The sequence below is a fragment of the Paenibacillus gorillae genome (assembly GCF_000513275.1).
GTDB classification, from domain to species: domain Bacteria; phylum Bacillota; class Bacilli; order Paenibacillales; family Paenibacillaceae; genus Pristimantibacillus; species Pristimantibacillus gorillae.
On record NZ_CBVJ010000037.1, the window covers coordinates 23,302 to 35,863 of the forward strand.

At 46.0% G+C, this 12,562-nt stretch carries 11 protein-coding genes and 1 pseudogene; 3 read left to right on the top strand and 9 right to left on the bottom strand.

Going from position 1 to position 12,562, the window contains the following annotated elements:
• The 3 genes from TY10_RS31360 to TY10_RS07150 form a co-directional block, all read right to left on the bottom strand.
• Positions 1 to 1,950, bottom strand: a complete 1,950-nt coding sequence (locus TY10_RS31360; protein ID WP_063510425.1) for a UDP-N-acetylmuramoyl-L-alanyl-D-glutamate--2,6-diaminopimelate ligase — start codon at positions 1,948 to 1,950, stop codon at positions 1 to 3.
• Positions 1,926 to 2,777, bottom strand: coding sequence for a carboxylate--amine ligase (locus tag TY10_RS07140; protein ID WP_063510426.1), 852 nt, complete (start codon positions 2,775 to 2,777; stop codon positions 1,926 to 1,928). Before TY10_RS07140 ends, TY10_RS31360 begins: the two co-directional genes overlap by 25 nt.
• A 965-nt stretch (positions 2,778 to 3,742) precedes the next feature.
• Complete coding sequence (locus TY10_RS07150; protein ID WP_042162028.1) at positions 3,743 to 4,483, bottom strand: SDR family oxidoreductase; 741 nt, start codon at positions 4,481 to 4,483, stop codon at positions 3,743 to 3,745.
• 180 nt (positions 4,484 to 4,663) lie between these two features.
• Between TY10_RS07150 and TY10_RS07155 the strand changes: the two genes are divergently transcribed.
• Positions 4,664 to 5,245, top strand: a complete 582-nt coding sequence (locus tag TY10_RS07155) for a TetR/AcrR family transcriptional regulator (RefSeq protein WP_042162031.1) — start codon at positions 4,664 to 4,666, stop codon at positions 5,243 to 5,245.
• An 80-nt stretch (positions 5,246 to 5,325) separates the two neighbouring features.
• Here the strand turns inward: TY10_RS07155 and TY10_RS32485 are convergent, their stop codons facing one another.
• Entirely contained in the window at positions 5,326 to 5,580 is a 255-nt protein-coding gene (locus TY10_RS32485) for an EamA family transporter (protein ID WP_272945278.1), read from the bottom strand.
• 46 nt (positions 5,581 to 5,626) lie between these two features.
• A pseudogene (locus TY10_RS32205) lies at positions 5,627 to 6,235 on the bottom strand (DMT family transporter); the annotation flags it as partial.
• Positions 6,236 to 6,358: 123 nt separating this feature from the next.
• Between TY10_RS32205 and TY10_RS07165 the strand changes: the two are divergent.
• Entirely contained in the window at positions 6,359 to 7,246 is an 888-nt protein-coding gene (locus TY10_RS07165; RefSeq protein ID WP_042162033.1) for a LysR family transcriptional regulator, read from the top strand.
• Between the two features lie 297 nt (positions 7,247 to 7,543).
• Here the strand turns inward: TY10_RS07165 and TY10_RS07170 are convergent, their stop codons facing one another.
• The 3 genes from TY10_RS07170 to TY10_RS07180 form a co-directional block, all read right to left on the bottom strand.
• Positions 7,544 to 8,209, bottom strand: coding sequence for a YdcF family protein (locus tag TY10_RS07170; protein ID WP_042162035.1), 666 nt, complete (start codon positions 8,207 to 8,209; stop codon positions 7,544 to 7,546).
• A 557-nt stretch (positions 8,210 to 8,766) separates the two neighbouring features.
• On the bottom strand, positions 8,767 to 9,975 hold the full coding sequence (locus TY10_RS07175; RefSeq protein ID WP_042162037.1) for a M20 metallopeptidase family protein: 1,209 nt from the start codon (positions 9,973 to 9,975) through the stop codon (positions 8,767 to 8,769).
• Between the two features lie 312 nt (positions 9,976 to 10,287).
• Complete coding sequence (locus TY10_RS07180; RefSeq protein WP_238327497.1) at positions 10,288 to 10,749, bottom strand: GlcG/HbpS family heme-binding protein; 462 nt, start codon at positions 10,747 to 10,749, stop codon at positions 10,288 to 10,290.
• A 181-nt stretch (positions 10,750 to 10,930) separates the two neighbouring features.
• Here TY10_RS07180 and TY10_RS07185 point away from each other — a divergent pair, with 181 nt between their 5' ends.
• The gene (locus TY10_RS07185; protein WP_238327493.1) at positions 10,931 to 11,845 is read left to right on the top strand and encodes a LysR family transcriptional regulator; all 915 of its coding nucleotides are present in this window, start codon (positions 10,931 to 10,933) and stop codon (positions 11,843 to 11,845) included.
• Positions 11,846 to 11,911: 66 nt separating this feature from the next.
• Here TY10_RS07185 and TY10_RS07190 read toward each other — a convergent pair whose 3' ends face one another.
• On the bottom strand, positions 11,912 to 12,322 hold the full coding sequence (locus TY10_RS07190) for a FixH family protein (protein WP_042162039.1): 411 nt from the start codon (positions 12,320 to 12,322) through the stop codon (positions 11,912 to 11,914).
• Positions 12,323 to 12,562: the final 240 nt, after the last annotated feature.

Below are 12,562 nucleotides of genomic sequence, written 5' to 3' on the forward strand. Positions count from 1 at the left end.
CTATTTCCCCCTAACAACTTCTAGCGTGTCCAATTCTGCTGCATGAACGGAATGAATAATTTCAGCTCCAGCAAGGCTTTTCGCAGCCATAAATGCATTGACAATTTCTTTCTCATTGAAAGGTGCTTGCGTATTTCCTAATAGCTGGGTCGTCTCATGGCCTTTGCCTGTAATAAGAACGATATCCCCGGGCTGACATTTGGATAGGGCAAAATGAATCGCATCCTTGCGGTCAACGAAGGAATGATAGCTGCCCCCCGCCTGTTTAACGCCTCTTGTGATTTCGTGAATGAGACGTACAGGATTTTGATGTTTCGGATTATCCGAGGTTACGACAGATAAATCCGCATACGTTCCAGCGACCTTGCCCATCGCTCTGCGCTTCCGCTCCCCATGAATGCCATCCGCCCCATACACGCCGAATACAAGAATAATTCTGCCGCTTGCATAAGAACGAATCGTCGTGAGCACCTGCTCCAAACCATCTTCCGTATGGGCGAAGTCAACGATCACTTTATTGGCTGCATCCTCATACACGGTCTCCATCCTGCCTCGTATACCGGTCAGGTTCTGAAGTCCAAGCTGAATCGTAGAAAGACTGATGCCGTGGCTGACCCCGTAAGCAATCGCCGCCAATGCGTTATACACATAGATCTTCCCTGGAAAATGAATCTGAATGGCTATTTCCCCTGCCGGAGTATGGGCTATGAAGGCAGAACCATTTTCCAAACTCTGAATTTGGGTCGCATAGACATCGCATAAGGAATGAATGCCATAAGAAAGGACTGGAGCATTGCGATCATTCAGCCTCTTGATGAGCAGCTGACCGTAAGGGTCATCTGCGTTAATAATGTTCATATCTGTCGTTTGATCAAATAATTGAGCTTTTGTTTCAAAATAGTTTTCCATAGACTGATGCAGCTCCAGATGATCTGGAGTTAAATTCGTAAAGATGCCCGTCTTGAACTGGCTATACGCCGTGCGCTTCAAGTGCAGAGCATGTGAAGATACTTCCATGACGCAATCCTCTACACCTGACTCCCTCATCGTTGCAAACAATTGCTGCAAATGAAGCGATTCAGGTGTAGTGTTCCGGGTCTCAACTGCGATGCCTTTGATCTGGCTGCCCATCGTGCCGATCACTCCCACCGAACGGCCCGCCTGCTCCAGAATGGCTTGAATGAGGTACGTTATGGAGGTTTTGCCATTCGTCCCTGTAACACCAATAAGATTCATAGCCGCAGTGGGATTGTCGTAAAAGACAGCAGACAGCTTGGCGAGAGCATCTCTTGCATCCTGTACCATTAGAACCGGAATTCCGGCTCTAACATCGACTTTCTTTTCGACCACGACGGCCACAGCTCCACGCTCAATCGCCTGCTCAATATATTTGTGCCCGTCTGTTTCGAAGCCGCTGATTGCCACGAAGAGACTTCCCTGCTTCACTTCCCTCGAGTCGAAGGCAATCGCAGCAATCTCAATTTGCGGATCACCTTGCAGCAGAATGTGTTCAAGACCGGCAGTGATGGATGACAACAACATAAAGCGAACCTCCTTTGTAACCTTTGTAAGCATCTGTGTCATATGGGTTAGCCTTTGCGTGCTTTCCTCAAAAATTTTGCCGAGCAGTATCCCCATGTACGCGAAGGCTGGCTGCGGATCCCTCCAGTCCCATATCGCATAAGCCTTTGGCCGAAACAGCAACGAATGAACAACCTGGGCGCGTGTCAGCTGTCCCGTTCTCCAATAGTCGCGTATTGCCAGCAAATCCTCGTAGGCATACCAGAATACACGCTTCGTTGCTCTTGTTTCGGCGGGTTGTCGTTCGCCGGTTCCAGTCAACTCACAATAAGTGAGATACGGAATATTCATTCCTGCGTGCTGAAGCAGGACATTCAAGTTTGTAATGCGGACATTAATCTCGATTAAATAAAATTGGCCGGTTTCCATCTTTTTTCAAACTCAATTTCCGCAAAGCCCTTCCATCCAATCTGCTCCAGAAATTTCGCGCCGATCTCATACAGTTCCGGCACCTTCTTATACTCAGTAAAGACGGAAGCTCCAAAGTTGACCGGATACTGGCGAAGCTTATGGCAGCTTACCCAGTTCGTCACCCGCGATTGTTGGTTAAGGTAAGCGTCAAACGTGTACATATGATCGTCGAAGCCCGGGATGATGCGCTGTACGATCACTTCCAGCCCCGCCTTCTCTGCCTCACCCAATGCCCGGACAAGCTCTTCTTTGTTATTTACTTTGAAGAGCTTGCGCCGAAAGTGGGCAACAAAGGCGGGAGAATCAACCGGCTTGACGATACAGGGATAATGAATAATATTTTCAATTTTCTCGAAAAAATGCTCCTCATTCCGCTTCACTGTCTCTGGCACACGAACTTTGTTTTGCGTAGCTAGCTGATGAAGCGTTCCTTTGTCCATGACCTGCGTATACAGCCCTTGCTCCGTCTGCGGAATCAAGTAATAGCGTTTCAGCTCCGCCAAATGCTCATCCACGATCTCCACATAAGAATCATGGCAAGGGATAAGAACTGGCGGGTGGCTTTGCTTGCTGCCGTAATCGATCAGAAACCGGACAAAGCCTTCTTTGTCCTCCTTATAATGCGGAGCGATCAGCTGCTCTGAGCAAAACTTCGACTTGGCTCCATACGCCTGCTTGCTGGAATAATCCACGGCAACCGTATGAATGCCGTACTGGCCTAGACAGCGAATCGTGCTAAGGCCAATATAATAATTACAGCCCAAAATGACCGCTTTATGTTTCACGTGAGCACATCCTATTTTCATCTAATATGTATTCTTCAGCATTGAACGGCATAGCTTGTTGGTCCTGTATGTATTTAAACAGATACATATTTCGAACTTGTATCAACATTGTAAATTTGTTGCCGCAAGGGTCGAAAGACTTAAAAATCAAGGGTAAGTGTTTGTTCGTATCAGAGGCTTAACGCGAATCACGAATCGTAAGGGAGTTAGTTCTGAATAGTTTAACCTTATTGCTGAAAGGTATGTCACAAACGCCCATTCCGAATGCGTCACGCATTTGAAAGCCGTAACATCCAACTCTCGTCTGAATTCCCAGCGGCAAATCAAGTGGGCGAACTGATACTGACATATAAATGAGGAACAAAATGTAAAAGTACATTTTGATGCGTCCATAAATGCCTAATATCGCCCTCAAAATGCAAAAATACATTTGAAATCGCCCATTTCGGCCTTTTCGACGCTTTTTAGTCCATTCAACCTGCACTTTTACATTTTGATGCAATAAATCACCAAAAAATCGGATACCCACCTGCACTTTTACATTTTGATTGGACAGGCCGATGCCTATAGAGAACCTGCTTCGCAAAACAGCGATCTTCTCTTCGCTAATTGTGAGTTATATAACAGTAAATAAAGTGGCTAATTCATATTCTTCTGAACTGATTGTTCTTAGAGGGATAAGCGGGGTTTCGGGGTTGATGCTTTGGGCTTTGGGCTTTGGGCTTTGGGCTTTGGGCTTTGGGCTTTGGGCTTTGGGCTTTAGAGTATTGAGGGTGAGCGGAGGGTTTTGAGTTCAGGATGATTTTTTGAAGATTCTATCCATTTCTGATGCGAAGCCCAGGAAAACTGGAATCAAGAATAGCAGCATGAACCAAAACGCGCAGCGACCCCGGGGCTGCGCGAAAAAGCTGCCGAGAAGCTCTCGACAGCATTTTTCCGCGCGACAATTTGATGTAACTCTCCGATTACGGTTGCGCAGTCGGACGAATAATAATCTCATTGACACCTGTATCTTCCGGTTCATTAATCGCATACGCAATTGCACGTGCAATGCTGTAAGGAGAAATCGCCAGCCCACCAATATGAGCAGCCATTGCCTTAACCTCAGGGCTATTCACCGTACCGAGCAATTCCGTCTCCGTTATGCCCGGAGCGATAATAGTAGAGCGAATATTGGAAGAAGGCGATTCTTCCTTGCGAAGACCTTCCGAAATCGCACGAACGGCAAATTTGGTGCCGCTGTATACGGCCGAAGTTGGGCTCACTTCATAGCCTGCAACGGAAGACACGTTAAGGATATGTCCTCCCTTCTGTTCGCGCATCGTTGGAAGAACGGCAGCGATGCCATACAATACGCCCTTAATGTTGACGTCGATCATCTGATCCCATTCCGTTACCCGCAGTTCATTAAGCCTGGATACCGGCATAATGCCTGCGTTATTGACCAGAACATCAATGCGACCATATTGGCTCAAGGTGAACTGTGCCAGCTTTTGCATATCATCGGAGGAGACAACGTCTGCCTTCATATATACAGCCGTTCCGCCTTCCTGCTCGATTTCTTTCACAACAGCCTGCAGCCGTTCTTCTCTCCTTGCCGCCAATACGACTTTTGCGCCGCGTTGAGCAAGCAATTTGGCTGTCGCCTCTCCAATTCCGCTTGATGCTCCTGTTATAATGACGACTTTATCTTTAATATTTTCCATTTCATTACCTCTCCTTTTAATGAACCTGTGTATTTTATTGAATTCGTGTTGATTAAATAACGGCCGTTGATTAATATTATATAGTGAACACCGCATCGTTCAATCGTTAATCCAAGCGCATTTGTTACATATGCAACAGATGCCATCAAATTGTTCAATAACTGGAGGCTGGAAGCGAAGATGGAGACAACAGCCAAACTCGATAGACGAATTATTCGGACGAAAGAAGCGATTAACAAGGCTTTTCTGACGTTATTTTCCGAAAAAGAGCTTGAGCAAATTACGATTAATGATATCGCCGACCTGGCCAACGTTAATCGCGGAACGATCTATCTGCACTATACAGATAAATATGATCTGCTTGATAAATGCATCGAGGAGCACATTCACCAATTGATCGCGTTTTGCGGCGAGCATGAATCGAACGCCCAACTAAGCTCAATGGTTAGTGATCTAAAGCCGGTTTTCGATTATTTTGCAGAGAACGCACTATTCTTCACTGCTATTTTTTCCAATCAAAGAGCATCACTGTTCCGGGAGCGTCTGCTGCAGTTTGTAGCGGTTAACGTTAAGGAAAAGCTCGATAAGCAAAATTCGCAGCCGGAGATCGACAATGAATTAAATGCACAGTTTATGGCGTCAGCGTTCACCGGCATTCTCGAGTGGTGGATTCGCAGCAAGATGCCGCATTCTCCTGAGTTTATGGCTAATCAAGTTCGTAAACTGTATGAAAAAAATGAGGTTTTCCCTTCTCGCGTATAAAATAGTAACCCTCCACCAATTACAAAAAACTTCTGCCCGCCAGGCAGAAGTTTTACTGCATTATTTTCACAAAAAAGTGTCTACCCTCCTCTATTGCTTAACGATGAAGATACCATCTCTTCCCGCTTCTTTGGCTCACTGGAACTCATGCTTCGATTCGCTATTAGAACCCCCGCAATGATGAGTGCAGCACCTGTGTAACTGTTTAATCCAACAATCTCCTTTAAGAAGAAAAAGGCAAAGATCGCAGAAAAAATAGGTTCGAGCGAGAACAGAAAAGCGACGCTTACAGCAGTTGTATACTTTTGAGCGACAGATTGCCATGACAAAACCATATGCGCTGCATATTAGAGCTAATCCAAGAATCGCTAGCCAATGATTAGCGTTCTCTGGCAAATGCGGTTTTTCAAAGATAAAAGTAAACGCAGCGGCATACAGAGCAGCAAAGCCAAGCTGAAAAATCCCCAGCTGTAAGGGATCTGCCTCTCGGACGAAACGGTTCGAGACCATAATGTGAACAGCATAAAGCAGTGCAGCAGCCAAGCAATAGATCGGACCCGCATCCAATGTCAACTGATCGCGTACCGTCATGAGCACCAATCCAATAGATACGATCACAACGCCAGCCATGATATTTCGGGATGGGAGCTTGCGATGCAGTACCGCTTGAATGACGGGAACCATTATTACCGTCGTACTCGTCAAAAAACCTGCAGTGGTAGCAGATGTATTCTGTATCCCATACAACAGCATGCCAAAAATGACTGCCAGTAAAGCACCGGAAACTGATGCAAATTTCAAAAGCTTCCTATTAATGTTCAACAGTTTTTTGCCAAAAATCACTACAGTCACTAGAAAAGCTATGCCGCAGCGCAATGCTACTATCGTTGCCGGGGGCATTCCGTCAATGCCAAGCTTCATAAAAATATAAGACAGTCCCCAGGCTAGAGATACTGTAGCTAAAACTAAATTCGCTTGTTTTTGTGTCATTTGATTCACCTTAACTCCTATCTTCTTGTCCTGAACAAAATCTTACATATGCCGAACACATAAGAGAAGCGAATATATGATATATTGAAAATAAGAATATCTAATATCTAGGCGGAGCTAATTATGAAAAAGACGAAGTATGAAGTGTTTATGAAAATCATTGAATTCGGAAGCTTGTCTCGTGCAGCCGATTATTGCAACTATTCTCAATCGGCCGTCAGCCAAATTGTTATCGCTTTGGAAAATGAATTTGGCATCAAGCTGTTGAATCGAAGTCATGCTGGCGTTTCTGTTACTTCAGACGGCGCAGAGCTGCTGCCTTATATTCAAAAGCTAAGCCAAGCCTATAATGAGCTTTCTGACAAGGTATCGGAGCTGCATGGAATTGAAAGCGGCCTGATCCGAATCGGCACGTTCTCCAGCATATCTTGCCATCTGCTCTCTCCCCTTCTGAAAGACTTTAAAGCCAAGCACCCGAATATAAAGTTCGAGCTGATTCAAGGGGACTACCGCCAGATCGAAATCTGGATTTTGGAAGGAACGGTCGATTTCGGTTTTGTGGATTTGCCTACTTTAAAAGAATTTGAAGTGATCCCGATCATGGAGGACCGGATGCTCGCTATTTTGCCAGCAAATCATCCTTATGCTCGTGAAGAGTCTGTGCCTCTCAGCATTTTCGAACAGGAGTCTATGATCCTTTTGGAGGAAGGGACAAAAAAAGAAGTGCTGGAAATGTTTCGCCAGCATCATATTAAAGCGAAGATTGAATACCGCCTCGATGATGATTACACAATCATTGCCATGGTAGAAAGCGGGCTCGGCATAAGCATCTTGGCTGAACTTATTCTTAGAAGAACTTCGTATAACATAATCAGCAAAGAAACATCGCCTAGTTTCTCCAGAAGCATTGGCATAGCGATAAAGAGCAGAAAACAAGCCTCGATCGCTGTGCGATGCTTCCTGGATTTCGTTGTTGAAAACAAAGAAAGCTATATTCGTCTTATGAAATAAAGACTAGATTAGAATAATCATGGCGCGTCGAAAGATCTGAAAAGAATGTCGAAGGTAATGCATGGTGGGGCATGTCCATGAATCAGTGCGATATTTTCGGATTGAATTTTGATGCCGGCACCTTGGAAGGCGCTACAATCTCCAACTCGCATCTTGACGAAGCCAGAAATCGAATTTAATTTACAAGTTACTGAATACCTTAATAACTTATTAGGCCGCCAAGAGGCGGCTTAATTTGCAGCTGGTTGAATATCAACATTCAGATTTAACAAAGGACGTTTTTCGGGATGATACCTTTTATCCTTCTGCTCCCCCAATCAATCCAATCACCTGCTCTTCTAACGGCAAAATATGCCCGATCTTCCCCAAGTGTTGAATTCTCAAAAACTCGCCGTACACCCGCGATCTTCCGCTCTCCGTCTCCATCCAATTATCTCTTGCTACGGTCACTCCCTTATAAACAGCATCGAAACCATAGGGAATGTAGGTTATAGGGTTCGTGATATGCTGTGCAAGCGTTCTATACTGCCTTCCAGCTGTATGGTTCTTGCAAATAAACAGGACAGATTGTATGGCTTCAAAATCAAATACCTCTTTAGCAAACAACACGTTTTCCAATGTATTCCTTGACCTGTCTTCAACCGACATGACCGCTCTGCTTATTCCGGACTTAACCAGCTCCTCGACGATGACATGAGCTTCCGGTGTAAGCGGATCTTTCCAATCCGGATGTTTCACTCCCGTAGGACTTACCCCGCCGGTAACAATAATCTGCTTGGCCAAACCGAGCTTGTATGCTTCAATTGCTTTCAGCCAATGACCAGGATGCGTTCCAGCGAAAATAAATAAGGCATCACATGGTTGAGATTCTGTTATGGGCAAAAAAGCAATCTCGGTCAATCTTTCAATTTGATAATCGTTTAACTGAGGTACCTGGGGCTCTTTCGGGATGAATGGTTGCAACTTGAATCCTCCTCATGCTGGATTGGTCCATATGAATTGAGAAACTTCTATTCTAAGCACCAAAATGAACTTATGATCCTTATTCGATAGTTCGTCCCCAAACTCCTTGCTTTCTAACCGCGAAAAAAAACGGGGGAGCAGCACCAATTAAACTACACGAGACACAGTAGGCGAGCAGCTAAGTAACTTCATTTTCGCAAGCTCATTCCGGCAGTAAAATCAGCTCCAGTCATTTCCATCTCAAATCAAAATGCAAAAGTGCATGCTGATTAGCGTAAAAAGCTCCAAAACAGCGCTCAAAATGTAAAAGTGCAATTGGAATCGCTATATTTTACGCGAAATGGCCTTTTTAGGCCAATCAAAATGCACATTTGCATTTTGATGCCATAAATCGCCAATTTAACGGCTGACAACCTGCACTTTTACATTTTGATTCATTTTTGTCGCAGTTAGCGGCCAGGTTTTGCCATGTAAAAAGCAAAAAAAAGCTGCCGAGACCCTCTCGACAGCCACCCTGCTTCTGCCACCAGCACCAGCACACCGGCAGCAAAGCTGAATTATTGTGCCTGCGCTTGTCTCACCCAAGAGACAAACAGCTTCGCACCAGTTGTCAATATATCCTCGTCCAGATCAAAATTCGGGTGATGAAGCGGATAGGTCTGCTTCTTCTCAGGGTTAGCGATGCCAAGAAAAGCAAAAGCGCCTGGCACCTCCTGCAAGTAGAGTGCGAAGTCCTCACCGGCTAAGCTTGGCTTTTCCAACTGAATGATCTGGTTCTCGCCAAGCAGCTGCCTTCCGGCATGCAGAGTAATTTCTACAGCCCTTGCATCGTTGATGAGCGGTGTGCCCAGCCGGTAGTACGAAGAATAACTTCCGCCGTAAGTACCCGCTATTGCTTCTGCCCTGCTCTCCAGAATCCGGTGGATCTTATCCGTCAGCTCCGTATCAAAGACACGATAGGTTCCGCTGAGTTCGCTGTCCCCGGCAATGGCGTTGGTCGCTGTTCCGGCATGCAGAGTTCCGAAGCACAGGACTGACGTCTGGAAAGGATCGACCTCCATCGCCAGCGCATATTTCACGTCGGTAATGAATTGGACAGACATAGATAGCGCATCCACGGCAAGATGCGGCGTGCTGTGATGTCCGTTAACGCCTTGAAAAGCGATTCGGAAATGTGAAGATGCCGCCATCGCCTCGCGCCTGTGAATACCGACAACACCCTTTGGCAGCTCCGGCCACACATGCATCGCAAAGCACAGATCGACGCCTTCCAGCACCCCCGCTTCAATCATGTCGCGCCCGCCGCTGATCATACGTCCGTCAATCGGACTCAACAATGCACTCTCTTCGGCAGCTTGAAAGACGAATTTTATTATCCCGTTAACTTCAGAACGATGCCGGCTGAGCGCCTTGGCAGCGCCAAGCAGCATCGTCATATGGGCATCATGCCCGCATGCGTGCATGATGCCTTCCTGCTTAGAGCGATAATCAGTCGTATTCTCTTCCGTAATTGGTAGAGCGTCCATATCGGCACGAAGTACGATCGTCGCACCCGGACGGCCGCTGTCCAGTACAGCAACTACTCCTTTGCCGAAATGCTTGCCCACCCCCTCATGAACCTCCAGCCCAAGATCTTTCAAATAACGGGCGACTTTCCCCGCTGTCCGGTCCACATCAAATAAAACTTCCGGATATTGATGAAACTCTCTGCGAAGTGCGATCAGCTCTTCCTTCAATGTATCAACGTAAATTAAAGCGGCATCCATCCCATTCATTCCTTCCCAACATTGCGTTATCACCCTGAATCAAGGGTTCAATTTGATCACTAAAATAAAAAAACATCCCAACTAGCATAGCTAGCATTCGGGATGTTTCCGTTCGAACGGTCAACAAATATGAGATCGCGATCGCGTATCATGCTTTTTAGGATGTGAAAAGTCCGGCAAAAGGATTTCCTGCTACCCAGCTTTAGTCTAGCACATAACCGCCAAGTTGAAAATCATGGCTCGTCCACCCACAAACAGAAGCAGACCCCCGGTCACCCGAAGGCCTTGCAATGCAGATCTGGCTTGTAATTCTTAATACCGGTAAGAACCGATACGGGCATTGACGTTGGCTCCATTCGACATCCCGGCAACCATCGATTCAAAGGCTTGAACGGCAGCAGTCGCTATTTCGATATCCTGAGCAGCACTCCCTCCGCTTACACCAACCCCGCCTACGAAATGATCGCCGATTTTTAACGGAATGCCGCCTGCAAGAATGACGAGTCTGCCTTCATGGGTCGTATTAATGCCGAATGCAGGGCCTCCCGGCTGCGCCGACTGAGTCAAATTCGCAGTTGGCTGCTGCATGCTGATACTCGTCCAAGCTTTGTTCTTTGAAATTTCTACGCTGGCAATCCGGGTTCGCTCCATCCGGTTTAAGACGAGCAAATGCCCTCCATCGTCCACAATTGAAATCGCAATCCGTATTCCCATTTGCCGGGCTTTATTCAACCCCACCTCAGCCATATGCTTAGCTGCCTCCAAAGTTAACACCAAACGATCGCCCCTCCCTAAATTCTCATACAGAATATGTTCCAGCAGAGAAAACCGTGATAATAAACCAGATTACAACGCCCTAATTCCTTATTTGTCCCCAGAACAATGTATAAAAAAAGGGCACGTCATTCACCTTAAACAGTAATGAATGAAAGCCATGGAAGGTGCCCTGACTCTGATGTCCATTAATTTGCATGCCTTAATGCTTTTTTATCAAGTCGCTCAGGCCGGCAGCGTGACCGAAGCCTCCAAAAGACTTTCCATCAGCCAACCGGCGATTTCCTCGCAAATCCGGCAATTTGAGAAGCAGCATCATATCGTTCTGTTTGAGAAAAAGGGCAGGCATCTCGTTCTGACTCCTTTTGGACAAAGACTGCTGCAGCCCACCGCAAAGCTGTTTGAATTAGAAGGCCAAATTCAGGCCATGATTACAGATTATCGAAATCATCCAGGGGGTAAGCTGAGAATAATCGGCAATTATTTGGCAACAAGCGTGCTCGTTCCGAAATGGGCGGCATTGTTCAAGCAGAAGTATCCCGATGTTGATGTCGAGATCTCGACGGTTAATTCACAAAAGGCGCTCCTTAGCTTGAAAAACTACGAATCTGATATCGCGATTTTCGGCAATACTGAAATAACCGATGAAGATTATCAGACACTCTACTGCCTGGAGCTGTATCGGGATGAATTCAGGTTTGTCGTCGCTCCAACGCATAAATACGCCAATCAAAGCGTTTCGATGAAAGCGATGATGAATGAACCGTTTATTATGCGGGAAGAAGGAAGCGCTACGAAGATGAGGCTTCTGGAAATTTGTCATAACAACAACGTGGAGCCGCCAAAAATCGAACTGCAGTTCAACGGGCTGAATGAAACGATTCAGGCGGTTGCAGCAGGCTATGGAGTGAGCTTTGTATCCTCGCTTGTATCAAGCGCCTTTATTGAACGGGGAGAACTGGCCGAGGTTGATGTGCCAAGGGTGCGTTTTACGAACAGCATTCTGCTATGCGCACACAAAGAGGATAAACTAGAAGCGTTTGTTAAAGCTTTTATATCGATTGTTCGAACAGACAAGACCATACAAACACATTAAGCCGTCCCGATCCAGCGGCCCTAATAGGACAGCATCGGGACGGCAATTTTAACACACGCGTAAGCTTCAGGATGATTGCAGCGGTTCGCCCGCCACATCTTGAATAATCAATTCCTGTTGCGGAGCGGTTGCGCTTCCGTCTGTATTTTTCACATGAGCATTTATATAATAAGTTCCGCTTTCCGGAAAAATCGTTTTGGCCCGGTACACGCCATCCCGCCAATGAGAAGCCTTCACCACTTCATGCGTCGTGCGGTCTTCATTCCAGATTTCGATCTGTACCTCTTCCGCATCTGCAACGTTGTCGTTCCCCTGTGTAACATGAGCGTCTACCAAAATAGCTCGCCCTGGCAAAAGCACTTCCTGAACCGGCTTTACTTCCACCTCAACCTTTTGGCCGCCGCTTTGTTCATCATTTGCTATGGAACATGCGGACGTCATGAGCAGCATGGCAATTCCAATTATCGTTTTTTTCATGTCATAGCCTCCTTTGCCACCTAAGTATACCTATACATTAATAGAATGAATAATATAAGATTTCTGCGATCTATACATAAAAGTAATAGATTCCTTTGTCCCACCAGAAAAAACGATAAAATCCATAAATTCAATCGGGGAGGAAATGATCTCGCATTCTACTCTTTTTTTCCTGCAAAACTATTGACACATCGGGCATAGCAATGCTAGTATCACTCTTAATGTCGACTACAATTGTCG

Excerpts from the sequence above, each read along its gene's own strand:
- TY10_RS31360 (WP_063510425.1), bottom strand. The coding sequence starts at position 1,950 with ATGGAAACCGGCCAATTTTATTTAATCGAGATTAATGTCCGCATTACA.
- TY10_RS07150 (WP_042162028.1), bottom strand. The coding sequence starts at position 4,483 with ATGGAAAATATTAAAGATAAAGTCGTCATTATAACAGGAGCATCAAGC.
- TY10_RS07155 (WP_042162031.1), top strand. The coding sequence starts at position 4,664 with ATGGAGACAACAGCCAAACTCGATAGACGAATTATTCGGACGAAAGAA.
- TY10_RS32485 (WP_272945278.1), bottom strand. The coding sequence starts at position 5,580 with ATGGTTTTGTCATGGCAATCTGTCGCTCAAAAGTATACAACTGCTGTA.
- TY10_RS07165 (WP_042162033.1), top strand. The coding sequence starts at position 6,359 with ATGAAAAAGACGAAGTATGAAGTGTTTATGAAAATCATTGAATTCGGA.
- TY10_RS07175 (WP_042162037.1), bottom strand. The coding sequence starts at position 9,975 with ATGGATGCCGCTTTAATTTACGTTGATACATTGAAGGAAGAGCTGATC.
- TY10_RS07185 (WP_238327493.1), top strand. The coding sequence starts at position 10,931 with ATGTCCATTAATTTGCATGCCTTAATGCTTTTTTATCAAGTCGCTCAG.
- TY10_RS07190 (WP_042162039.1), bottom strand. The coding sequence starts at position 12,322 with ATGAAAAAAACGATAATTGGAATTGCCATGCTGCTCATGACGTCCGCA.